The sequence below is a fragment of the Azonexus sp. R2A61 genome (genome assembly GCF_021401135.1).
Lineage (GTDB): Bacteria > Pseudomonadota > Gammaproteobacteria > Burkholderiales > Rhodocyclaceae > Azonexus.
The window spans coordinates 152,006-175,418 of record NZ_JACBFO010000006.1 but is presented as its reverse complement, the minus strand read 5'-3'; the positions used below and the strand labels follow the sequence as shown (position 1 = coordinate 175,418).

Annotated in this window: 23 protein-coding genes and 1 tRNA gene; 16 read left to right on the top strand and 8 right to left on the bottom strand. The window is 63.9% G+C overall.

Features of this window, described 5'->3' with window-relative positions:
• Window positions 1–150: 150 nt before the first annotated feature.
• Window positions 151–1,014, bottom strand: a complete 864-nt coding sequence (locus L0962_RS17300) for an alpha/beta fold hydrolase (RefSeq protein ID WP_234087766.1) — start codon at window positions 1,012–1,014, stop codon at window positions 151–153.
• Between the two features lie 68 nt (window positions 1,015–1,082).
• On the opposite strand from L0962_RS17300, the gene L0962_RS17295 reads away from it, so the two are divergent.
• On the top strand, window positions 1,083–2,030 hold the full coding sequence (locus L0962_RS17295) for an MBL fold metallo-hydrolase (protein WP_234087765.1): 948 nt from the start codon (window positions 1,083–1,085) through the stop codon (window positions 2,028–2,030).
• 6 nt (window positions 2,031–2,036) lie between these two features.
• On the opposite strand, the gene L0962_RS17290 is transcribed toward L0962_RS17295, so the two are convergent.
• Entirely contained in the window at window positions 2,037–2,798 is a 762-nt protein-coding gene (locus L0962_RS17290; protein ID WP_234087764.1) for a ThiF family adenylyltransferase, read from the bottom strand.
• Entirely contained in the window at window positions 2,798–3,895 is a 1,098-nt protein-coding gene (locus L0962_RS17285) for an HD domain-containing phosphohydrolase (protein ID WP_234087763.1), read from the bottom strand. The genes L0962_RS17290 and L0962_RS17285 overlap by 1 nt, the downstream gene beginning before the upstream one ends.
• Window positions 3,896–4,030: 135 nt before the next feature.
• Between L0962_RS17285 and ispB the strand changes: the two genes are divergently transcribed.
• The 6 genes from ispB (at window position 4,031) to ampD (ending at window position 8,895) form a co-directional block, all read left to right on the top strand.
• Entirely contained in the window at window positions 4,031–4,999 is a 969-nt protein-coding gene (gene ispB / locus L0962_RS17280; RefSeq protein WP_234087762.1) for an octaprenyl diphosphate synthase, read from the top strand.
• Between the two features lie 14 nt (window positions 5,000–5,013).
• Window positions 5,014–5,090, top strand: a tRNA-Pro gene (locus tag L0962_RS17275).
• 70 nt (window positions 5,091–5,160) lie between these two features.
• Entirely contained in the window at window positions 5,161–5,388 is a 228-nt protein-coding gene (locus L0962_RS17270) for a PP0621 family protein (protein WP_234087761.1), read from the top strand.
• A 2-nt stretch (window positions 5,389–5,390) separates the two neighbouring features.
• Window positions 5,391–7,004 carry a nitrogen regulation protein NR(II) gene (locus L0962_RS17265; protein WP_234087759.1) on the top strand — a complete coding sequence of 538 codons (1,614 nt, stop codon included), beginning with the start codon at window positions 5,391–5,393 and terminating at the stop codon, window positions 7,002–7,004.
• Entirely contained in the window at window positions 6,962–8,314 is a 1,353-nt protein-coding gene (locus tag L0962_RS17260; protein ID WP_234087758.1) for a sigma-54 dependent transcriptional regulator, read from the top strand. Before L0962_RS17265 ends, L0962_RS17260 begins: the two co-directional genes overlap by 43 nt.
• The gene (ampD, locus tag L0962_RS17255) at window positions 8,311–8,895 is read left to right on the top strand and encodes a 1,6-anhydro-N-acetylmuramyl-L-alanine amidase AmpD (RefSeq protein WP_234087757.1); all 585 of its coding nucleotides are present in this window, start codon (window positions 8,311–8,313) and stop codon (window positions 8,893–8,895) included. Before L0962_RS17260 ends, ampD begins: the two co-directional genes overlap by 4 nt.
• Here the strand turns inward: ampD and L0962_RS17250 are convergent.
• On the bottom strand, window positions 8,882–10,042 hold the full coding sequence (locus L0962_RS17250; RefSeq protein ID WP_234087756.1) for a pyridoxal phosphate-dependent aminotransferase: 1,161 nt from the start codon (window positions 10,040–10,042) through the stop codon (window positions 8,882–8,884). The two genes, ampD and L0962_RS17250, sit on opposite strands and share 14 nt — an antisense overlap.
• A 64-nt stretch (window positions 10,043–10,106) precedes the next feature.
• Complete coding sequence (locus L0962_RS17245) at window positions 10,107–11,951, bottom strand: phosphoenolpyruvate carboxykinase (GTP) (RefSeq protein ID WP_234087755.1); 1,845 nt, start codon at window positions 11,949–11,951, stop codon at window positions 10,107–10,109.
• A gap of 245 nt (window positions 11,952–12,196) precedes the next feature.
• Between L0962_RS17245 and L0962_RS17240 the strand changes: the two genes are divergently transcribed.
• Both L0962_RS17240 and pbpG read left to right on the top strand, forming a co-directional pair.
• A complete protein-coding gene (locus L0962_RS17240) occupies window positions 12,197–14,476 on the top strand; it encodes an NADP-dependent malic enzyme (protein WP_234087754.1) in 2,280 nt (759 codons plus the stop codon).
• A 104-nt stretch (window positions 14,477–14,580) separates the two neighbouring features.
• Window positions 14,581–15,636: a D-alanyl-D-alanine endopeptidase gene (pbpG, locus tag L0962_RS17235; RefSeq protein ID WP_234087753.1), complete on the top strand. Its 1,056-nt coding sequence runs from the start codon at window positions 14,581–14,583 to the stop codon at window positions 15,634–15,636.
• A 46-nt stretch (window positions 15,637–15,682) separates the two neighbouring features.
• Here pbpG and L0962_RS17230 read toward each other — a convergent pair whose 3' ends face one another.
• A complete protein-coding gene (locus L0962_RS17230) occupies window positions 15,683–16,411 on the bottom strand; it encodes an IclR family transcriptional regulator (protein ID WP_234087777.1) in 729 nt (242 codons plus the stop codon).
• Window positions 16,412–16,541: 130 nt separating this feature from the next.
• On the opposite strand from L0962_RS17230, the gene L0962_RS17225 reads away from it, so the two are divergent.
• Genes L0962_RS17225 through L0962_RS17195 form a run of 7 tightly spaced genes read left to right on the top strand, consistent with a single transcriptional unit; the run spans window position 16,542 to window position 21,666 of the window.
• Complete coding sequence (locus tag L0962_RS17225; RefSeq protein ID WP_234087752.1) at window positions 16,542–17,285, top strand: (Fe-S)-binding protein; 744 nt, start codon at window positions 16,542–16,544, stop codon at window positions 17,283–17,285.
• Window positions 17,282–18,727, top strand: coding sequence for a lactate utilization protein B (locus L0962_RS17220; protein WP_234087749.1), 1,446 nt, complete (start codon window positions 17,282–17,284; stop codon window positions 18,725–18,727). Before L0962_RS17225 ends, L0962_RS17220 begins: the two co-directional genes overlap by 4 nt.
• Window positions 18,728–18,729: 2 nt before the next feature.
• The gene (locus L0962_RS17215; protein WP_234087748.1) at window positions 18,730–19,431 is read left to right on the top strand and encodes an aldehyde dehydrogenase family protein; all 702 of its coding nucleotides are present in this window, start codon (window positions 18,730–18,732) and stop codon (window positions 19,429–19,431) included.
• Complete coding sequence (locus tag L0962_RS17210) at window positions 19,428–20,384, top strand: D-2-hydroxyacid dehydrogenase (RefSeq protein WP_234087776.1); 957 nt, start codon at window positions 19,428–19,430, stop codon at window positions 20,382–20,384. The genes L0962_RS17215 and L0962_RS17210 overlap by 4 nt, the downstream gene beginning before the upstream one ends.
• Window positions 20,385–20,386: 2 nt before the next feature.
• Window positions 20,387–21,028, top strand: a complete 642-nt coding sequence (locus L0962_RS17205) for a lactate utilization protein C (protein WP_234087747.1) — start codon at window positions 20,387–20,389, stop codon at window positions 21,026–21,028.
• Between the two features lie 6 nt (window positions 21,029–21,034).
• The gene (locus tag L0962_RS17200) at window positions 21,035–21,448 is read left to right on the top strand and encodes a DUF2721 domain-containing protein (RefSeq protein WP_234087746.1); all 414 of its coding nucleotides are present in this window, start codon (window positions 21,035–21,037) and stop codon (window positions 21,446–21,448) included.
• Window positions 21,445–21,666, top strand: a complete 222-nt coding sequence (locus tag L0962_RS17195; RefSeq protein ID WP_234087745.1) for an RNA-binding S4 domain-containing protein — start codon at window positions 21,445–21,447, stop codon at window positions 21,664–21,666. Before L0962_RS17200 ends, L0962_RS17195 begins: the two co-directional genes overlap by 4 nt.
• Window positions 21,667–21,669: 3 nt before the next feature.
• Here the strand turns inward: L0962_RS17195 and L0962_RS17190 are convergent, their stop codons facing one another.
• On the bottom strand, window positions 21,670–22,311 hold the full coding sequence (locus L0962_RS17190) for a DUF47 domain-containing protein (RefSeq protein ID WP_234087744.1): 642 nt from the start codon (window positions 22,309–22,311) through the stop codon (window positions 21,670–21,672).
• Complete coding sequence (locus L0962_RS17185; RefSeq protein WP_234087740.1) at window positions 22,308–23,351, bottom strand: inorganic phosphate transporter; 1,044 nt, start codon at window positions 23,349–23,351, stop codon at window positions 22,308–22,310. Before L0962_RS17185 ends, L0962_RS17190 begins: the two co-directional genes overlap by 4 nt.
• Between the last annotated feature and the right edge of the window lie 62 nt (window positions 23,352–23,413).

The window sequence follows — 23,413 nt, the reverse complement described above, 5'->3', positions numbered from 1 at the left end:
GAAACAGCAACGCGCCAATGATAGTGAGCTTCCGCTCGCGAAAGTAGGTCACCGCCAGGCTCCCCATAACACTCGAGGCCCGTTACAAATACGTAACGGGCCTCCGTGCGTCTACTCAAAATAAATCACCCAGCTCCCTAGCGCGATGGTCTATAGGGAATTCCTGTAGGTGATCACTTCATCTTCGCTCAGAAAGCACTGTAGATCCCGGATGAAGCGCTCGTGTTGCAGTAGATGGGGGCAGTGATCAGCGCCCTCATAAATATGCAGAATGGCATTAGGAATCTGTGCTGCGACAAACTGGGCGGTTTCGATTCTGTAAAAGTTGCTTTCGCTGCCGTGGATGAGCAGCGAAGGAATATCGATTCTACTGAGTACCGTGCGATAGTCGGCTGCAGTAAGACTGTTCCAGCAACAGATGAGTTCGTCGGATGGCTGGGCTTTCAATGCCGCGCGCAATTTTTTCCAGCCATTCGTGTCGACAAGATATCGTTCTCTGGCGCGCTGATTTAGTCCCAAAGCTGTCAGTTTAAGTACGGCTTCGGCAAAATCCTCACTCAGGGAATGACGCATCGCCGCGGCTCGTGCATCATCGAAGTCTCCGTAGATGCCGTGCGCCCACTCCGGCGTGGTAAGCAGTTTTGGCGATTGGTCGATGAAGCAGGCCCGCCGAAGTCTTTCCGTACCGAAATCTGCGATGTACTGCCAAAGTGTTAGTGCGCCCATGGAGTGTCCGACGACATCAATACTTTCGAGTGCGTGGCGCTCAAACAGGTTTTTCAGGTCGCGGGCCATCCGCGACACGGTAGGGGCTGCGCCCTTTGTCGCCTGAGGATGAATACCGTGGCCGCGTGCATCCCAACGATAAACACAGCTTGATTCGGCAAGCGCGGTGGAGTGCAGCGCCCAGTCCTGGTGGCTACCAGTCCACCCATGAAGAAGGATGAGAGGCCTTCCGTCACCGCTGCGCTCGAAGAATATCCTGGTGCCATCGTCTGCTGTGAAATGGTTCATGCGGAATCGGAAGAGGGAATGTTCCTCAGTATAATCGCCCGTCCGGGATAGCAAGGATGGCTTGAGACATGTTCGATTGGCGAGACTATGGGAACGGCATCGTTGCTTTCGATGCCGGTTATGTACGTCCGATTCTGGCGGCGATCCACATGGTTGTCGAGCGAGGCAGGGTTGCCTTTATCGATACTGGGAGTAATGACTCGCTGGCCAATGCCCTGAGCGCGCTGAAGCGTCTCGGTTTGGGTATAGATGCGGTCGATTACGTAATCCTGACGCATATCCATCTTGATCATGCCGGCGGCGCCGGTGCCATGATGCAGGCGTTCCCCAATGCCCGACTGGTCGTTCATCCGCGTGGTGCGCGCCATATGGCCGCCCCATCGAAACTGGTAGCCGGCGTGACTGCGGTTTACGGCGCGGATTATGTCCAGAAAGTCTATGGCGAGATTCTTCCGGTCGCTGCCGAGCGTATCGTTGAGGCGCCGGACGGACATGTCGTGATGCTTGCCGACAGGAAACTGTCCTGCCTCGATACCCCCGGTCATGCCCGCCACCATATCTGCATTCACGACGAACTGGCCAACGGCATCTTTACCGGTGACATGTTCGGTCTCTCCTATCGGGAACTCGATGTCGAGGGGCGGCAGTTCGTCTTTCCAACGACGACGCCGACCCAGTTCGAACCGGAGGAGATGCGTCGCTCGATTCGGCGGCTGATCGAGCGCAAGCCGGCGGCGGTGTATCTGACACATTACGGGCGAGTACATGACGTCGAGCGCCAGGGAGAGGCGCTGCTGGCACGTCTGGATCGTCTGGTGGAACTGGCCGAACAGGCGCAGCGGGAATGTGCAGCCGGCGACCGCCAGGCCCGGATCAAGCAGTCAATGCAGCAGTATCTGCTGGGCGAGTTGCGGATCCATGGTTGCTCGTTGGCCGAACGGACGATTCTCGATCTGTGGGCAATGGATCTTGAACTCAATGCACAGGGACTGGTGTTCTGGCTCGACAACCGCTGACGGGAATCAGCCGGTGATCAAGCGGATTGCATGACTGGCCGCCACCATGCCGAATACCGAGGTGACACAGACCGATGATCCAAAGCCAGCGCAATTGAGCCCGGTTGCTGCGGTCGACGCATCGCAGGCGGTATTTTTTGCCGGATAGCGTAGCGGTTCCGTCGAGTACACCGCGCTGACGCCGAACTTCCTGCTCCGTGGAAAAGCGTGATCGCGGCGCAGGGCGCTGCGCACCTTGGCGAGCAGCGGGTCCTGAGTCGTTTCGCTGAGATCGGCCAGGCGGATTCGGGTCGGGTCGATTTGACCGCCGGCCGCGCCTGCGACGATGATCGGTAGTTTCGCCCTTGTGCAGTGGGCAATCATTGCCACCTTGACGCGCGCCTGGTCGATGGCGTCGATTACCACCTGCTGACGTCCGTCCAGGAACTGGGCCACATTGTCAGCGCTGACGAAATCCTCGATGCGATTCACCCGGCAGAGCGGGTTGATCGCCAGGATGCGCTCGGCCATCGCGTCGACCTTGGCCTTGCCGTAGATGTCACCCAGTGCATGAATCTGGCGATTGGTGTTGGACTCCGCCACCATGTCGAGATCGATCAGCGTGATTTCACCGACACCGGTCCGGGCCAGCGCTTCCGCACTCCAGGAGCCGACGCCGCCGATGCCGACGACCGTGACATGGGCTTTCGCCAGGGCTTCCTGCCCCGCCACGCCGTAAAGCCTGCCGACGCCGCCAAAGCGGCGGGCCAGATCTGCCGGTGCATTCATCAGTGTTCCAGCGTACGGCGAATGACCGTGTTGAACGGAACGATCCATTCACTGGCAAACTGACGATCGCAGGCATTGATTTCGGCGATCGCTCTCAAGACCGACCGATTTCGCCCGCGGTGGCTGTGCTTGAGCATCACCGCCTCGAACGCGTCGACAATGGACAGTATCTTGGCGCCGTCGCAGATGTCGGGATCGGTCAGCGCTTGCGGATAACCGGCGCCGTCGGGCATCTCGTGATGCTGGGCGATCATTTCGGCGGCGGCTTCCCAGCCATGCATGCGCTGCAGCAAACCTGCCGCGTAGCCGGGGTGGTTGCGCAGCAGGTGCTTGTCTTCCTCGGTCAGGCGGCCGATTTTCAGCCAGGTTGATTCGGGGAGCAGCATCATGCCAAGGTCGTGCAGATAGATCGCCGCTTCGAGTTGCAGCGGATCGACCCGGTTCCCGCCCGCCTTGTTGGTTTCGAGGGCGAGACGAAGGATGCGGGTGGTGCGGCCGCGAAACAGGGTCGAACGGCTTTCCAGTTGCAGGGCCAGCGAACGAAAGAACTGCAGGTCATGGTTGATCTGTTCGTTTTGGGTCGTCGCCGTGCGTTGACCGCGCGGGGGCATTGGCGTGACGACTGGCGGAAAACCGGTGACAGCCTCGATCAGCAAGGCACATTCGGGATCGATGCGGTCGACTGCAGTCAACGCCAGTTTTTCCAGGCCCTGGACAAGATCCAGCAGTCGCAGATTGTCGAGCGGCTTGGCGGCAATCAGGGCGTCGGTGGCTAGTTCCAGCCGATCGACGGCGAGCAGGATGGTTTCCGACAGCAGATCGGAGAAGCCGATTTCTCCGTCGCGAAAACGCGACATCATCGTCTCGATCGGATGCGCGATGGCCACGCCCAGTTCGAATTTGCACAGCGAGGCGTCGCCTTTGATGTTGTGCACGGCCCGGAACAGATCGGCGGTGATTTCGCGATCGCCCGGCGCTTTCTTGAGACGGGCGACATCGCGTTCGATCTGCGGAGCGCGGTCGACCAGCGTATCGGCGAATTCTTCGAGCGCTTCCTTGTCTTGAACGACGGGCGCGATGATGGCGCGGATGTCCATGGTTTTCCCCTCTCCTCCAATTCCGGAAGTTTAACAAACGGAAAGGGCCGGCAAGCCTCTTTCGAAGGTTCTCCGACCTTGACGATGGGGCAGGGGCCCCCTAACATTCCGCGCTTGACTGAATTGGCGCGCATCGTGACTCTGGAACAACTTTATGCCTTGATCGGGCCCGACATGAAGGCGGTGGATGCGGTGATCCGCGACCGTCTGCACTCCGATGTGGTTCTTGTCCGGCAGGTTGCCGAATACATCATCAACAGCGGCGGCAAACGCATGCGACCGGCCTTGGTCCTGCTCGTTGCCGGTGCGCTGGATTACCGGGGCAGCCACCATCACGAACTGGCTGCCGTCGTCGAGTTCATTCATACCGCCACGCTGCTGCACGACGATGTGGTCGACGAATCGGCGTTGCGGCGCGGGCGCGATACCGCCAATGCCGCCTTTGGCAACGCCGCCAGCGTGCTGGTCGGCGATTTCCTCTATTCGCGGGCCTTCCAGATGATGGTGGCAATCGACAACATGCGCGTCATGCAAGTGCTGTCCGATGCCACCAATGTCATCGCGGAAGGCGAGGTACTGCAGTTGATGAACTGTCACGATGCGGATGTCGACGAAGTCCGTTACATGCAGGTCATCCACTACAAGACCGCCAAGCTGTTCGAGGCTGCGGCTCAACTCGGTGCCATCGTCAGCCATGCCGAGCCGCAGATCGAGCGTGCGCTCGCCCTGTACGGCATGCATTTGGGCACCGCCTTCCAGTTGATCGACGACGTGCTCGATTATTCCGGCGAGGAAGCCGATACCGGCAAGCACATCGGTGACGATCTGGCCGAAGGAAAGCCGACCTTGCCACTGATCTACGTCATGCAGCATGGAACGCCGGCGCAGGCTGCGTGCGTGCGGCAAGCGATCGAGAGCGGTGGGCGCGATGACTTCCCGGCCGTGCTGGCTGCCGTGCGCAGCAGCGGTGCGCTCGATCATGCAAGACGCCGCGCCGAACAGGAAGCCGAGTGGGCAAGAGATGCGATTTCTTGCCTTGGGGATTCAAATTACAAAAAAGCTCTGCTACAATTATCCTTCTTTGCAGTTGAGAGAAATCACTGACGTCTCTCGGCCTTCGGAGTGTAGCTCAGCCTGGTAGAGCACTGCGTTCGGGACGCAGGGGTCGCATGTTCGAATCATGTCACTCCGACCAAATCAGAAAAAAAGCTCGGGAATTTCCCGGGCTTTTTTCATTTTGGCGATGGATTTGATAGGCTCGCAAGATGCTGAAATATCTACTCCTGTTCGCGGTACTCCTGGTGTTCTGGCTGGCCTGGTCCGCCCGGCGGCGGGCGCGCGATGATTCGGGCCCGGCCGGAACGCCGCCAGTCTCACGGATGATCCGCTGTGCGCATTGCGGTCTTTATCTGCCCGAAGGCGAGGCGCAGGCCGGTGGCGGCGAGCTCTATTGCAGCGAAGCACATCGCCGGGCCGGTCCCCGGCCGCTCTGACGATGCGCGATTGGTCCTGGCTGTCGTCGACCTGGGAGCCAAACTGGCGCTCGTTCCAGTATTTCAACCTGTATCGCCTGATTCTCGCGTGTCTGCTGCTGCTGGTCCTGCCGTTTCCGAACGAATGGACGAGTCGCCTGCATCTGCTTCCCTCGACATCGCTGTATTCGCTGCTGTTCGTCTATCTGCTTCTGCTGGCCGGCGGTTGGCTGGCATCCCGCTTCTGGCCGCAGCATTTCAATGCGCAACTGTCGCTGCAGGTCTTGTCCGATGTCGTTGCAATCAGTGCGCTGATTTATCTTGCCGGTGGCGTCAGCAGCGGTCTCGGATTGATCCTGCTGGTTTCCCTGGCCGCCGCCAGTCTGGTCGGCCAGGGCCGTCTGGTGCTGTTCTATGCCGCCTTGGCGTCGCTCGGTGCGCTGCTGGTGCAGTGCCTGTGCATCTTGCTGCAGGATGCCGATTTCGGGACGGTGATGCATGCCGGTTTCCTGTCCGCCGGCTATTTTGCGACTGCGGTTCTGGCGCGCCTGCTCGGCCAACGGGTGATGGCCAATGAAGATTTGGCGCGCCGCCGTGGCATTGCGCTGGAAAACCAGATCCGGATCAGTCGGCGCATCGTCGAGCGGATGCAGGACGGGGTCTTGATCGTGACCCGCGACGGCGAGATTCTGCGCCATAACCCGACGGGTGCGCAGTTGCTGTCCTTGCCGGCCGAGGGCGGGCGCTTGCAGGACTGTGCCCCAACGCTGGCGGCAGCGCTTGATCTCTGGTTGCAGGGGGCTTCGGACGATAGTCTCGCGCTGGCTGGCGCCAGTCATGGCGAGTTGAATGCCCGTTTCGAGCCGACGGCCAGCAGCGATGGCGAAGTGTTGATCTTCATCGAGGACATGGGCCGGATCAAGGAGCGGGCCAAGCAGATGAAACTGGCAGCGTTGGGGCGGTTGACCGCAAGCATCGCGCATGAAATCCGCAACCCGTTGTCGGCGATCAGTCATGCCGGGGAACTGCTGCGCGAGGAGCCGCTGGGCGCGGTGCATGACAGGCTGCTGCGCATCATCGGGGACAATACGGTACGCCTGGATCGCATCGTCAAGGATGTGCTCGAGCTTGGGCGACAGCGCATGGCCCAGGTTGAGCATGTCGATCTGCAGGAGTTCTGCGTCAGCTTCATCGAGTCGCTGGCCGCCAGCGAGCATTTGCCGGATGGCGTCATCAGCGCCGAGATCGTGCCGGGCTCTCACATCTGTTTCGACCCGGCGCAGCTCTACCAGGTGCTGTGGAACATCGGTAGCAATGCGCTGCGCCACGCCTCGCGTCAACCGGGCGCGGTGCGTTTTCAGGTCACCCCGGGCAAGCGGGCCGGTTCGGTAGAATTACACGTGTTCGATGATGGTCCCGGGGTGCCGGCTGCCGTTGCCGAGCAGATTTTCGAACCCTTCTTCACGACCCATCACCAGGGAACCGGCCTCGGTCTGTTCATCGCCCGCGAACTGTGCGGTGCCAATGGTGCAGAGCTGTTGCTGGCGCCGGGCGACGGCGGTGGGCATTTCATTGTTAGCGGGAGGAGCGACAGGTGCCTGTTGTCCGAAGCGAAAGACGTCCTCGCAGCGAGCTGAATCGTGTACTCGTGGTCGACGACGAGGCCGATATCCGGGAGTTGATCGACCTCACCCTGTCACGCATGGGCTTGGCCGCCGAATGCGCCGGCACCGTTGCCGAGGCCCGCGCGGCGTTGTCCGCTGGCGATTTCCAGTTGTGCCTGACCGACATGCGTTTGCCGGATGGCGAGGGCCTGGACATCGTGCGCCTGATCGGCGAGCGCTACCCGGAAGTTCCGGTGGCGGTGATCACCGCCTTCGGCAGTGCCGAGAATGCCGTGGCGGCGCTCAAAGCCGGCGCCTTCGATTACCTGGCCAAGCCGGTCGGGCTGGATCAGCTGCGGACGCTGGTCAAGTCGGCCCTGAGTTTGTCCGAGGTCGGTGGTGAAAACGATGCTTCCCGGGCGTTGACCGGAGACTCCGCCGGCATGCAGCAGGTTCGTGCGCTGATCGAGAAAATGGCGCGCAGTCAGGCACCGATCTACATCTCGGGCGAGTCGGGCAGCGGCAAGGAACTGGCGGCGCGCTTGATTCACCAGCGCAGTTCGCGGGCGGGGGGCCCCTTCGTGCCGGTCAATTGCGGTGCGATTCCGGAAAACCTGATGGAGAGCGAGTTTTTTGGTTACCGGAAAGGTGCTTTCACCGGCGCGGATGCCGATCGCGACGGTTTCTTCCAGGCGGCCAGCGGCGGTACGCTCTTTCTCGACGAGGTCGCCGACCTGCCCCTGGCGATGCAGGTCAAGCTGTTACGGGCGATCCAGGAAAAACGTGTCCGCAAGGTCGGTTGCGTGACCGAGGCGCCGGTCGATCTGCGCATCATCTGCGCCACCCACCGCAATCTGCGCGATTGCGTGGACAAAGGCAGTTTCCGCCAGGATCTTTACTACCGCCTGAACGTCATCGAACTGCGCATGCCGCCGCTGCGCGAGCGTCGTGAGGACATTGCGCCGCTGGTCGAAACAATCCTGCACAAGCTGTGCGGCGATGCGCCGCCCCGCCTGTCTGCCGAAGCGCTGGCGGCGCTGGAGCGCTATCCGTTTCCGGGCAATGTCCGGGAATTGGAGAACGTGCTGGAGCGTGCCACGGCGCTGTGTGCGGACGATTGCATCGAGGCCGCCGACCTGCAGATCGAACCCGAGTCTTGCGGCGATGCGCCGGCCGGCGGTTGGGGCAGCGAGACGCTGGACGATTATCTGAACCGGATCGAACGCCAGGCCATCCTCGATGCGTTGCAGAAGACCGACGGTAACCGTACTGCGGCGGCGCGCCTGCTTGGCGTGACTTTCCGTTCGATGCGCTACCGGCTGGAACGGCTGGGCATCGAATGACGGTAGCGGCAGACGAATGGCTGGAAAATGGCTGGCTGGCTGCGGTCGACCGCAAGGAATCGCCGAATTTCGGCGAACGGCCGATCGATGCCGAGGTGTCGTTGATCGTCGTGCATAACATCAGCCTGCCGCCCGGCGAGTTCGGCGGCAACTGGGTCGAGGATTTTTTCCTGAACCGGCTCGATGCTGCGGTCCACCCTTATTTTGCGGAGATTTCCGGACTCGAGGTGTCGGCCCATTTCTACGTTCGGCGCGACGGACGCATCGTTCAGTTCGTCGGCTGCGACCTGCGCGCCTGGCATGCCGGGCGCTCGCAATGGCGTGGCTGCGAGAACTGCAACGACTACTCGGTCGGCATCGAACTGGAAGGTTGCGACGATCGGCCGTTCGAGGCTGCGCAATACGCCGCGCTGGTCCGGCTGATCGACGCCCTGCGTCGGCGCTATCCGATCGCCGCGATTGCCGGGCACAGCGAAATTGCACCAGGGCGCAAGACGGATCCCGGCGATGCTTTCGACTGGGCCTTCGTGGCCGGCCGTTATCCCGGACTGCGCCCGGCCGCCGGGCTCAGCGACCGATGAAGCGGGCGATCCGGTCGACCGCCTCGGCCAGTCGGTCGAGATCGGTGGTGTAGGCGAAGCGCAGGTAGCGTTCCGGCGCATTGCGGCCGAAATCGAGCCCCGGTGTGGCCGCCACGCCGGCCTGTTCGAGCAGTTCGCCGGCAAAGCGGAAACTGTCGGCGGACAAGGCGGAGCAGTCGCAGTACAGGTAGAAGGCTCCCTCCGGACGGGCAACCACGCGCAACCCCAGGTTTTCCAGCGCCGGGGCCAGGAAATCCCGGCGCCGCCGGAACTCGGCCCGGCGTTCTTCGAGCAGGGCGATGGTTTCCGGCCGGAAGGCCGCCAGCGCACCGTACTGGGCCGGCGTCGACGGGCACAGCGTGAGGTTCTGCGCCAGCTTCTCGACATCGCGCACGAAGGCTTCCGGCATGACCAGCCAGCCGAGCCGCCAGCCGGTCATCTGAAAATACTTCGAGAAGCTGTTGATCACCCAGATGTCGTCGCCGGCAGTGCAGGCGGTCGGCGCGTCGGTTTCGTAGGTCAGGCCGTGGTAGATCTCGTCGACCAGGAAATGGCCCTCGCGTTCGCGGCAGACGCCAGCCAGCGCCTGCAGTTCGGCGTGGGTCAGCAAGGTGCCGGTCGGGTTGGCCGGGGAGGCGACCAGCAGGCCGGCCGTATCGCCGTGCCAGGCCGCCGCAACCTGTGCGGGTGTCGGCTGGAAGTTGCTTTCCGGGCCGACCGGGATGGCTTGCGGTCGACCCTCGTAGGCCCGGAAAATGTGCCGGTTGCAAGGGTAGCCGGGATCGGCCAGCAGCCATTCGCTGCCGGGCTCGACCAGGCAGGCGAAGGCGAGGTTCAGCGCGCCGGAGGCGCCGTTGGTCACGGCGATCCGGCGGGGCGGCAGCTCGATGCCGTAGCGTGTGGCGTAAAAACCGGCAATCGCCTCGCGCAACTCAGGCAGGCCGAGGGCCTCGGTGTAGCGGGTTTTTCCCTGGCGGATCGCGTCGACCGCAGCCTCGGCGATCGGCGCCGGCGTCGGAAAATCCGGTTCGCCGACTTCCATGTGGATGATGTCGCGACCTTCGGCTTCCAGCTGACGGGCGCGGGTAAACAATTCGACGACATGGAAAGGTTCGATGTCATCGAGACGGCTGGCGTGGCTGAGCATGTTCCGCTTCCTCAAAACAAAACGGCCACCCGCAGGTGGCCGTCGATCATACCGCTCCGATCGCTCAGGCGGCGTCCTTGAACAGCGACATTTCGAACAGTTCGCGCTTCAGGCTGAATTCCTTCGGCAGCTTTTCGCCCATCTTGTCGAACCATTCCTTGTGGCCGGCCAGTTCGGACTTCCAGGCGTCGGCATCGATGGTCGTCAGCTTGTCGAATTCGGCCTTGCTGATGTTGAGGCCGGTCCAGTCGATATCCTCGAACTTCGGCATCCAGCCCAGCGCCGTTTCCTTGGCGGCGACGGTGCCCTTGCAGCGTTGGACGATCCACTTCAGCACGCGCATGTTGTCGCCGAAGCCCGGCCACATGAAGTTGCCGTTTTCGTCCATGCGGAACCAGTTAACGCAGAAGATCTTCGGCGTTGCGTCGACGGCCTTGCCCATCTTCAGCCAGTGGTTGAAGTAGTCGCCCATGTGGTAGCCGCAGAACGGCAGCATGGCGAACGGGTCGCGACGCACGACACCTTGCTGGCCGAAGGCGGCCGCGGTGGTTTCCGAGCCGAGCGTGGCGGCCATGTAGACGCCGTAGTTCCAGTTGAAGGCCTGGTAGACCAGCGGCACCGTGGTGGCGCGACGGCCGCCGAAGATGAAGGCGGAAATCGGCACGCCGGCGGGATCTTCCCAGGCGGCGTCGACGGACGGGCACTGGTTGGCCGGGGCGGTGAAGCGGGAGTTGGCGTGAGCGGCCTTCTTGCCGGCCTTGCCGTCTTCCGGCGTCCAGTCGTTGCCCTGCCAGTCGATCAGGTGCGCCGGGGCTTCCTTGGTCAGGCCTTCCCACCAGACGTCGCCGTCGTCGGTCAGCGCGACGTTGGTGAAGATGATGTTTTCCTTGAGCGTGGCCAGGGCGTTGTAGTTGGTCTTGGCCGAAGTGCCCGGGGCGACGCCGAAGAAGCCGGCTTCCGGGTTGATGGCGTAGAAGCGGGTGACGCCGTCCTTGTCGACGCGCGGCTTGATCCAGGCGATGTCGTCGCCGATGGTGGTGATCTTCCAGCCGTTGAGCGGCTGGGGCGGGATCAGCATGGCGAAGTTGGTCTTGCCGCAGGCCGACGGGAAGGCGGCGGCAACGTAGGACTTTTCACCTTCCGGCGATTCGACGCCGAGGATCAGCATGTGTTCGGCCAGCCAGCCCTGATCGCGGGCCATCGTGGAGGCGATGCGCAGCGCGAAGCACTTCTTGCCGAGCAGGGCGTTGCCGCCGTAGCCGGAGCCGTAGGACCAGATTTCGCGGGTTTCCGGGTAATGCACGATGTACTTGACGGTCGGGTTGCACGGCCAGGCCACGTCCTTCTGGCCGGCTTCCAGCGGTGCGCCGACGGTATGCACGCAGGGAACGAATTCGCCGTCGGTGCCGAGCACGTCGAACACCTTGGCGCCCATGCGGGTCATCGTGCGCATGTTGACGACGACGTAGGCGGAGTCGGAAATCTCGACGCCGATGTGGGCGATCGGCGAACCGAGCGGGCCCATGGAGAAGGGGATGACGTACATCGTGCGGCCCTTCATGCAGCCCTTGAACAGGCCGTTGAGGGTTGCGCGCATCTTGGCCGGTTCTTCCCAGTTGTTGGTCGGGCCAGCGTCTTCCTTGTTCTCGGAACAGATGTAGGTGCGGTCTTCGACGCGGGCAACGTCGGACGGGTCGGAAAAGGCCAAGTAGGAATTCGGGCGCTTCTGTTCGTTGAGCTTGATCAGCGTGCCGGCTTCGACCATTTCCGCGCACAGGCGGTCATACTCTTCTTGAGATCCGTCGGCCCAGTGGATGCGGTCCGGCTGGGTCAGTGCGGCGATCTCGGCGACCCATTTCTTGAGACCTTCGTGCTTGACGTAGTCGGGGGCGTTCAGCGGTGCGGTCATGGCGGTTGTCTCTCTATAAGTTACTGATAATAGGAAGTTTCTGCGCCAGTCGCCGGAGTTGCCACCAAGACTACGAGCGGCATGGAAGCCGTCGGCTGGGAAGCCCATAATTATGCATGAATGGAAGGGAAATATCTACTTGACTTTCTCGGGCTAAGTGTTATCCGATGGGGGTTTCGGGTGTTGAAATGGTATGATTTCCCGCGATACGGTTGTTGTTTTCACAATATAAAAAGGAGGAAGACATGGATTCTCGTCAATTGCGCGAAGCCGCACTGCATTACCACCGCCAGCCCAAGCCCGGCAAGATCGCGGTGACCCCGATCAAGCAACTGACCAACCAGTACGATCTGTCGATGGCCTATTCGCCGGGCGTTGCTTTTGCCTGCGAGGAGATCGTCGCCGATCCGGGCGAAGCGAGCACGCTGACTGCCCGCGCCAACCTGGTCGGTGTCATCACCAACGGTACCGCCGTGCTCGGTCTCGGTCCGATCGGTCCGCTCGCCGCCAAGCCGGTGATGGAAGGCAAGGGCGTGCTGTTCAAGAAATTCGCCAACATCGACGTCTTCGACCTGGAGATCGACGAGCGCGACCCGGACAAGCTGATCGAGACGATCGCCTCGCTGGAGCCGACTTTCGGCGGTATCAACCTCGAGGACATCAAGGCGCCCGAATGCTTCTACATTGAGAAGAAGCTGCGCGAGCGGATGAAGATCCCCGTTTTCCACGACGATCAGCATGGCACCGCGATCGTGGTCGGTGCGGCCATCCTCAACGGTCTGCACCTGATCGGCAAGGACCTGACCAAGGTCAAGATCGTCACCTCCGGTGCCGGTGCCGCGGCGCTCGCCTGTCTTGATCTGCTGGTCATGCTCGGTGCGCCGGTCGAGAACATCTGGGTGACCGACATCAAGGGCGTGGTCTACGAAGGCCGCGTCGAGGAAATGGACGAGATCAAGGCGCGCTACGCCAAGCAGACCGATGCCCGCAGCCTGGGCGAAGTGATCGCCGATGCCGACGTCTTCCTCGGCCTGTCGGCCGGCGGCGTGCTGAAGCCGGAAATGGTCGCCAAAATGGCGTCGACCCCGGTGATCATGGCGCTCGCCAACCCGACGCCGGAAATCCTGCCCGAGCAGGTCAAGGCGGTGCGCGACGATGCCATCATCTGCACCGGCCGTTCCGATTACCCGAATCAGGTCAACAATGTGCTGTGCTTCCCGTTCATCTTCCGCGGTGCGCTCGACGTCGGTGCGACGACGATCACCGAGGAAATGAAGATGGCGGCGGTCAAGGCGATCGCCGAACTGGCGCGCGCCGAGCAGTCCGAAGTCGTCGCCTCGGCCTATGGCGAAAAGGTGTCCGGTTTCGGTCCGGAATATCTGATTCCGAAGCCTTTCGATCCGCGCCTGATCGTCAAGATCGCGCCGGCGGTGGCGAAGGCCGGCATGGATTCCGGCGTGGCAACGCGTCCGATCCAGGACTGGGATGCCTACCTGCAAGGGCTCAACGAATTCGTCTATCACTCCGGCCTGATCATGAAGCCGGTGTTCTCGCAGGCCCGCCTGACGCCGAAACGCATCGTCTTCGCCGAGGGCGAGGACGAGCGCGTGCTGCGTGCGGTGCAGGTGGTGCGCGATGAAGGGATCGCCTGGCCGGTGCTGATCGGCCGTCACTCGGAAATCAGCCGGCGCATCGAATCGGCCGGCCTGCGCATCCGCGAGGGCGAGGATTTCGAAGTGATCAACGCCGACGACTGCGCATTCTTCGATGCGCATTTCGAGGAGTTCTGGACGACCTATCACCGCTTGATGGAGCGCAAGGGCGTCTCGCCCGATTACGCCCGGCGCGAGGTGAGGCGCCGCAACACGCTGTACGGCGCGCTGATGGTCCGTCTGGGCTACGCCGACGGTCTGATCTGCGGTACTTTCGGTCGCCACGAGACGCATCGCGAATACGTGCAAAGCGTGATCGGCACGCGCGACGGACTGGACCGTTACTACGCGATGAACCTGCTGATGCTGCCGGGCCGCACCGTGTTCATCGGCGATACCTACGTCAACTACGATCCAAGCGCCGAGCAACTGGCCGACATGACACTGATGGCCTGCGAGGAAATCCGCAATTTCGGGATCGTGCCGAAAGTGGCGCTGTTGTCGCATTCGACCTTCGGCACTGAAAACACGCCGACGGCCGTGAAGATGCGTGACGTTCTGGCCGAACTGAACCGGCGAGCGCCGGAACTGGAAGTCGAAGGCGAAATGCACGGCGACGCGGCGCTCGACGAGCAGATCCGCCGGGCGGCCTTCCCGAACTCCCGTCTCAAGGGGCAGGCCAACCTGCTGGTGATGCCGACGCTGGATGCAGCGAACATCTCGTTCAACCTGCTCAAGGTCGCTGCCGGTGACAACCTCACCATCGGTCCGATCCTGCTCGGTGCGGCCAAGCCGGTGAACATATTGACGCCGACGGCCACGGTGCGGCGCATCGTCAATATGACGGCTTTGACGGTGGTCGATGCTTCTTGAATGTTGGCTTTAATTTTTCGCCCTATCCCCATGGTTTAATTGAAAAATATTTTCAGTTTGCTAAACTCGGATAAAATTCGGGCGCGATTCACGGAGGGATGGGGATGCGGCGAAAAATTCTGATTCTGGTGGCTTCTTGCGTCCTCGCAGCGGCCCCGCTGGCGGGGCATGCGGCCAAGACCAAGAGCGATGCCACGGCCAGCAAGAAGACGGCCGGCAAAACGGCCGCCAAGGCGGCGCCGAAAAAAGCCGCCAGCGGCAAGTCGACCGGAAAAACGGCCAGCACCGGCAAGACTGGCAGCAAGACCGTTTCGGCAAAATCGACCGGTGCCCGCAAAGTGGTTGCCGACACCCCTCGCAAGCCGCCGCGCAATGTGGTTTTCGACGACGATCCGGGCCGTCTGGCACTGAATTCGGCTTCCGCGCTGGTGCTCGATCAGGCCAGCGGCAAGGCCATTGTCGAAAAGCAGCCCGACGTGGTGACGCCGATCGCTTCGATCAGCAAGCTGATGACCGCGATGGTCGTGCTCGATGCCCGGCTCGATCTCAATGAAGTGATCGAGATCGGCCACGAGGATGTCGATTCGCTGAAGGGAACGCGCTCCCGCTTGCCGGTGGGCACCACGATGACGCGCGAGACCGCCATGCTGCTGGCGCTGATGTCGTCGGAAAATCGTGCCGCCAGTGCGCTCAGCCGTCATTACCCGGGTGGCCAGCGGGCTTTCGTGCAGGCGATGAATCGCAAGGCGCAGGCTCTCGGCATGTACAACACGCGCTTCGAGGAAGGCACCGGCCTGTCGAGCAATAACGTGTCGACGGCCCATGACCTGGCCCGGATGGTCACCGCGGCGGCGCGTTATCCTGAAATCCGCATGTACTCGACGACGGCCGAAGCCAAGATCGAGCTGAACGGTCGTATCCAGACTTTCGGCAATACCAATGCGCTGGTGCGCAGCGATACCTGGCAGATCGGTCTGTCGAAGACCGGTTACATTTCCGAAGCCGGCCGCTGCCTGGTGATGCAGGCGCGTGTCGCCGACAAGCCGGTGGTCATCGTGCTGCTCGATTCGCAGGGCAAGATGACCCGTGTCGGCGATGCCAACCGGATCAAGCGCTGGATGGAAAGCGCCGGGCTGACCAAGACGATGAAATCGTCCTGAGCAACGCGTGGTTCAGGTGCAATCAGGCCGCCGGCAGGCGGCCTTTTTATTTCCGGGGGCCGGCGTAGCCGAGTGCGTGCGACACTTCGTCGGCCGTTTCGCGTACTTGGCGGGCCCAGTCCGGGTCGTGGCGGTCGGCCGGCGCCGATACCGACAGTGCGGCGACGACATGCCCCTCGTCGTCGTGGATGGGGGCGGCGACGCACTTGAGGCCGAGTTCGGCTTCTTCGTCATCGTAGGCGATGCCGTGGCGACGAACCTTGTCGAGTTCCTTTTCCAGCGCCAGCAAGGTGGTCAGCGAATGCGGCGTCTTGCCCGGCAGGCCGGTGCGTTTGGCGTATTCGCGGACTTTCTGCGGCCCGTCGGCAGCCAGGAAGAGCTTGCCGAGCGAAGTCAGATGCAGCGGCGCGCGGCCGCCGACGAGATAAACGACGCGCACCAGCGAGCGGCCGGAGGATGTCCGTTCGAGATAGACGATCTCGTCGTCGTGGCGGGCACCGAGATTGATCGCTTCGCCGATCTTTTCATGCAGCGTCTGCATGAAGGGCAGCGCGACTTCGCGCAGGTTGATGCGCGATTTGACGATGTTGCCCAGTTCGAGCAGGCGAATGCCGAGACGGTAGCTGCCGGCGTCCTGACGTTCGACGAAGCGCGCGGCGGTCATGGCGGCCAGGATGCGGTGCGCGGTAGACGGGTGCAACTGGGTTTCCTGAGCGAGCTGCTTCAGGCTTGCCGCTTCCGGTGCGGTCGCCAGCGCGTCGAGCAGGGACATCATGCGCTCGATGACCTGGATGGATCCCGGGGATTTGGCGGAAGCGCCGGCAGGCTCGGACAACTGGATTCCTTTATTCTCGCTGTTTCAGTAGCATTCGCCACTGCGTCTTCTTGTGCGGCGCAATATTAGCATGCGCGTTGCCCTCTACGTTACCTGCCTCGTCGACCTGATGCGTCCCGCCATCGGTTTCGCCGCCCTGCGGCTGATCGAGGCCTGCGGCTGCGAGGTCGTCGTGCCGCCGGCCCAGACCTGCTGCGGTCAACCGGCCTGGAACGCCGGAAATCGCCCGCTGGCGATCGAACTGGCCAGGAAGGCGATCGGCGAACTCGAAAACTACGACGCGATCGTCGTGCCGTCCGGCTCGTGTGCCGACCAGATTCGCAACGTCTATCCGCAACTCCTCGCCGACCAGCCAGCCTGGGCCGAACGGGCCCGGCGCGTTGCCGGGAACTGCCGCGAGCTGACGACGTTTTTGCACGAAATGTCGCGGTCGACCGCAGAAATCCCCGATTTCCCCGGTGAATTCGCCGGCAGCGCGACTTACCACGATTCCTGCAAGGGACTGCGCGCGCTCGGCGTCAAGGAACAACCCCGCGAACTGCTGGCCAGGGTGCGCGGGCTGACATTGCGCGAGATGGACGAGTGCGAGGCCTGCTGTGGTTTCGGCGGCGCCTTCTCGGTGCGTTTTGCCGACGTGTCGACGCGTATCGTCGACGACAAGTGTGCGGCCATCGCACGGACCGGCGCCGATGCGGTGATCGGCGGCGACCTCGGTTGCCTGCTCAATATCGAAGGGCGTCTGCGCCGCCTGGGCGACCAGACGACGCGCGTGCTGCACATCGCCGAAGTGCTGGCCGGGGGCGACGGGTCGTGAGCGGCGCCTCGCAGGCGATGCATTTCAAGGCGCGGGCCGGCGACAAGCTGGCCGACCGCATCCTGCAGGGGGCACTGAAGAAGGCGCAGCCGCTGTTTACCGCCAAACGCCGCAAGGGCATGGCCTCGCTGGCCGCCGACGGGCTGGATTTCGCGGCAATGCGCGCGGCGGCACAGGCAATCCGCCAGCGCGTGCTCGACGATCTGGATGTCTGGCTGGAAATCTTCGAGGCGCGGGCTGTCGCTGCCGGCGCCGAAGTCCTGTGGGCGCGCGACGGCGCCGAGGCGGCGCGCCTGATCGTCGAACTGGCGCAGCGCGAGGGCGTGCGCACGGTGACCAAGTCGAAGTCGATGCTGTCCGAGGAAGCCGGCCTCAACGCGGCGCTGACCGCAGCCGGCATCCGGCCGGTGGAGACCGATCTCGGCGAATACATCGTGCAACTGGCGCAGGAGCCGCCGTCGCACATCATCGCGCCGGCGGTGCATAAAACCATCGCCCAGGTCGAAGCATTATTTGCCGAAGCGCACGGTCGACCGCAGCTGGCACGGACTTCCGCCGACATTCCGAAAATGGCCGACGAAGCGCGGCAGGTGCTGCGCCGCGATTTCCTGGCGGCCGACATGGGCATCTCGGGCGCCAATTTCCTGATTGCCGAAACCGGCTCGGCGGCGTTGGTCACCAACGAAGGCAACGGCCGCATGGTGACCACGCTGCCGCGCTTGCACGTGGTGCTGACCGGCATCGAGAAGATCGTGCCGACGCTCGAGGATTTCGCCACGCTGATGCGACTGTTGCCGCGCTCGGCGACCGGCCAGGACATTTCCAACTACGTGTCGCTGTTGACCGGAAGCCGCCGCGACGGCGATCTCGACGGCCCGCAGAAGACTGTCTTCGTGCTCGTCGACAACGGTCGGGCCGGACTACTCGGCGGCGCGTTCGAGCCGATGTTGCGCTGCATCCGCTGCGGCGCCTGCATGAACCATTGCCCGGTCTATTTCGCGCTCGGCGGTCACGCCTACGGCTGGGTCTATCCCGGGCCGATGGGCTCGGTGCTGACGCCGCTGTACACCGGGCTGGAAAATGCGCTCGACCTGCCGCACGCGTCCACCGGCTGCAACCAGTGCGGCAGCGTCTGTCCGGTCGGCATTCCGTTGCCGGACTTGCTGCATGGCCTGCGCGAGGCGCAGAATGCGCGCGGTCTGCGGCCGCCCGGCGAGCGCCTGACGATGCGTCTGTGGGGCTGGTTGGCCCGGCATCCGCGCAGTTATCGCCTGCTCATCCGGCTGGCCGCCCGCTACCTGCACTGGCTGGGCGACGACGATGCCGCCGGCCGGCGCATCCGCATTTTTGGCCTGGCGCCGGCGTGGACCGCAGGACGCGATCTGCCGGTCGGCCCCGGGCGCAGCTTCTTCGAACAATACGCAGCCAGAAAGAGAGACTGAACATGGAACTCGCACACGACGGCCCGATGGCCATTCCGCTGTGGATCGGCGGCCGGGCCTACCTGACGGTGGGCGACAGCTTCTTCGACGTGATCAATCCGGCGACCGGCCGTGCGCTGCGTCGCGTGCCGATGTGCAGCGCCGAGGAAAGTGCCAAGGCCGTGGCCGCCGCCCGCGACGCGCAAGCGGGCTGGCAGGCGGCGAACGGCGAGACGCGACGGGCCGCGCTGAGCGCCCTGGCCGATGCGCTGGAACGCTATGCCGGTCATTTTGCCCGGTTGTTGACCGAGGATCTCGGTCTGGACGAGGTGCGTGCCCAGGCCGAAGTCGGCGAAGCGGTGCACGCCCTGCGTGCGCCGTCGCCGGGCGAGTCCGGCGTGTGCGCCCTGGTGGTCGATGCGACGCGCCCGTTGGCCGGGCTGGCGGCCGCGGCGGCCGGCCCGCTGCTGGCCGGTGCGACGCTGGTCGTCAAGCCGAGCCCGCAGGCGCCATCGGTTGCCTACGCGCTCTGCGAACTGGCGCAACGGGGCGACTGGCCGGCCGGTGTGCTCAACCTGGTGCACGGCGACGGGCCGGCGATCAGCGGCCTGTGCGCGGCCGGCGTCGATCGCCTGATCTACGCCGGCGCACCGGCGCTGGGCGCCCAGGTCGGCCTGCTGGCCGAAGCGGCCGGTGTGCCGTTCGAATTGCGGCTGACCGACTGATGCGCATCGTCCAGCTCGAAGGCGAATCGCTGATTGCCGACCTCCGTCGTCCGGCGTTTGCGCACGAATGGATCGAACATCCGAAGAGCGCGCCGGCCGACGTGATCGAACGGCTGGCCGGCGCCGACATCGCAATCACCAACAAGGTGCCGATTCCGGCGGCTGCGGTCGACGCGCTGCCGCAGCTGAAAATGATCGCCATCTCGGCGACCGGCACCAACAATGTCGACCTCGACGCCTGCCGGCAGCGCGGCATCGTCGTCAGCAACATCCGCGGTTACGCCGAGCACACCGTGCCCGAACACGTCTTCGCACTGCTGCTCGCGCTGTCGCGCAACCTGATCGCCTGGCGCGAGACGCTGCTCGCCGGCGGCTGGCAGCGGGCCGAGCAGTTCTGCCTGTTCGATCACCCGATCCGCGACCTGCACGGCGCGACGCTCGGCCTGATCGGCAGCGGCAGCCTGGGCAACGGCGTGGCGCGCCTGGCCGAAGCCTTCGGCATGCGCGTGCTGCGGGCCGAGCATCGCGGGGCGACGCAGGTTCGCCCCGGTTACACGGCCTTTGCCGAGGTGCTGAAAGCCGCCGACGCGATCAGCCTGCACTGCCCGCTGAACGACGCGACGCGCGGCCTGATCGGCGAGGCCGAATTGCAGGCGATGCAGCGCTCGGCCCTGCTGATCAACACGGCGCGCGGCGGCATCGTCGACGAAACCGCACTGATCCGCGCCTTGCGCGAAGGCTGGATTGCCGGTGCCGGTTTCGACGTGCTGACCGCCGAGCCGCCGCCGGCCGATCATCCGCTGGTCGATCCGGCGCTGCTGGCGCTGCCCAACTTCCTGCTGACCCCGCACGTCGCCTGGGCCAGCCGGCCGGCGATGCAGACCTTGGCCGACCAGTTGATCGCCAATATCGAAGCGTTCGCGGCCGGCCGGCCGCAGAACCGGGTGGCCTGAACATGAGCGACGCCCGCGCGGCGATATTCGGGCAGCTCCGCGCCGGCCTCGGCAAGGGCGACGCAACGGCCCGCCGGGCCGCGCTCGAAGCGGCGTTGGCGCAGCCGCCGCGTGGACCGCAACCGCAACGACCGGCCGATCTGGCCGCGCGTTTCCGCGGGCGTGCCGAAGCCCTGTCCAGCACGGTCGACGCGGTTGCCGCCCGGGCCGACGTGCCGGCCGCCGTGCTGCGTTATCTGGGCGCGCGCGGCTTGCCGCCGCAGGCAGTGGCGACGCCCGAACTGGCCGGTGCCGACTGGGGCGCGCTGAGCCTGCGCTTCGCGGCTGCGGTCGACGCCGATTCGGTGGGAATTTCCGGCTGTTTCTGCGCGATCGCCGAAACCGGCTCGTTGATGCTGCTGTCGGCGCCGGAAACGCCGGCGACGGTCAGCCTGCTGCCGGAAACGCACATCGCGCTGGTCGACGTACACCGCATCGTGCCGACCATGGAAGACGCCTTTGCGTTGCTGCGAACCGAGCGCGGTCGACTGCCGCGGGCGGTCAATTTCGTTTCCGGGCCGTCGCGCACCGGCGATATCGAGCAGACCATCGTGCTCGGTGCGCACGGTCCGCGTCATGTCCATCTGATCCTGATCGGGAGTTAGTCCGCCATGAACCTGACCACGCCGGCCCTGTTGTTTCCGGCCATCTCGCTGCTCTTGCTGGCCTACACCAACCGCTTCCTGACGCTGGCCCAGGTCATCCGTCAGTTGCACCTGTCGCCCGAGCGGGCGGCCGATACCGTACAGCGGCAGTTGCCCGGCCTCAAGCTGCGCATCGCGCTGACCAAGTACATGCAGGGCTTTGGCGTGCTCAGTTTCCTGCTCTGCGCGCTGTCGATGTTCGCGCTGTTCGTCGATGCCCCGTTGCCCGGCCAGTGGCTGTTCGGCATCAGCATCCTGACCCTGGCGCTGTCGCTGGTGCTGTCGTTGATCGAGGTGCTGCTGTCGACCGAAGCGCTGTCGATCGTCCTGAAAGATCTCGAACGGGCCGCGCATGTGCCGGCCGATGAAAGGCCGTCATGAATACCTTGCAGTTCGCCGTCCGCGGCGAGTTCATCCAGCTCGACCAGTTGCTCAAGGCGACCGGCCTGTGCGAATCGGGCGGTGCCGCGCATGCGGCGATCGGCGACGGACTGGTCCGCGTCGATGGTGCGGTCGACACCCGCAAGCGGGCAAAAATCCGGCCCGGCCAGCAGGTCGAATTCGCCGATACCCGGCTCGACCTGGTGGCCGGCGGCTGAATCTCAGCACATCTTGACGACGATGTCGTGCAGCGTGTTGGCGCAGTGCGCCATGCGGTCGGCGGCGTTCGACAGGTGACGGTAGATTTCGCGGCGCTTGAACATGTGGATGTAGTCGTCGCCCTGGAACAGGTCGGCCAGCGCATGCCGGTAGTTTTTCTCGACCCGGCGTTCGGCCTTGCGCGCGTTGTCGGCGTCGTCGGCGGCGGCTGAGGGGGCGCTGGCCAGCTTGCCGTAGCCGGCGGCCAGCGCGTCGGTGCCGAGTTTGATGTGCATCGCCATTTCCAGGCAATGCTTGTCCGGCGATAGGCCGAGCACATCCATCTCGCTGACCGTCGTCTTGCAGTAATTGACGATTTCGTCGAGGTCCATGATGGCGCGGTACAGGTCTTCGCGATCGATCGGCGTCGAAAACGCCTCGTTCAGCGCGTGCAGGTTGCGCACCTTGATCCGGTCGGCCTCGTGCTCGTCGCGGCGTATCTGGCTGCCGATTTCGGGATTGCCGGTTTCCATGAAGTCGACCAGCAGGCCGGTGGTGTGCGTCACCTGGTGACACTGATCGGCGAGCATGACGAAGAAGTCCGGCGTTTTCGGAAAGACGCGGTCGATCAGCCGGCGCAATGCCGACGCCTGGTCCTGGCTCATGGTGGTTCTCCGAGAAACAGATGCAGCAGGGCGTAGGCCTGGATGGCGACCAGGGCGGCGCCCGGGATGGTGACCAGCCAGGTCGTCGCGATGTCGCGCGCCTTGGCCCAGCGCACGGCCCGCGGTCGCTCCGAGGCGCCGATGCCCATGATCGACGTGGCGACCACATGGGTGGTCGAGACCGGTGCGCCGCCCAGCGATGCAGCCATGATCACCAGGCCGGCGGTCAATTGCGAACCGAGCGCGTGGATCGGCCGCACGCGGTAGATGGCGAACCCCAGCGTGCGGACGATGCGCCAGCCGCCGGACAGGATGCCCAGGGTCATCGATACGGCGCAGGCCAGCATCACCCAGAAGGGGACCTCGAAATGCGGAATGAAACCGCCGAGCAGCAGCACCAGGGTCAGGATGCCCATGCTTTTCTGGGCATCGTTGGCGCCGTGCGAGAAAGCCAGGCCGGCGGCTGTGAGGAACTGGGCCAGGCGCAGCCGGGCATTGGCGGCCGGGCTGGCGGCCCGGAGTAGCAAGGCGAGCAGGCGGTGCAGCGCGAAACCGGCCCAGAAGCCGATCAGCGGTGACAGGATCAGTGCGGCCAGTACCTTGATGATGCCGGTGAGGTGGCCGTCGGCCAGTTCGCGCAGGCCCCAGACGATGTGCTCGGCGCCGACCGCAACGCCGACCGCGCCGATCAGTCCGCCGACCAGGGCGTGCGACGACGACGAGGGAATGCCCAGATACCAGGTGCCGAGGTTCCAGACGATGGCACCGATCAGGCCGCACAACAGGATGGATAGCGACAGCGTCGGCAATACGCCGTCGAGCGCGACAAAGCTGCCGATGGTGTTGGCGACGGCGGTGCCGCCGAGCAGCGGGCCGAGGAATTCGAAACCGGCGACGACGATCACCGCCTGCACCGGCGTCATTGCGCGCGACGCGATGACCGTGGCCACGATGTTGGCCGCGTCATGGAAACCGTTGGTGTAATCGAACAGCAGGATGACGACGACCGTCGCGAGCGCCAGCATGAACAAGGTATCCATGTCTCCCCCGCGGGCCTTTCCCGCGTTGTCGTTATCGTTCGAGCCAGTATAGCGCCGCCTGC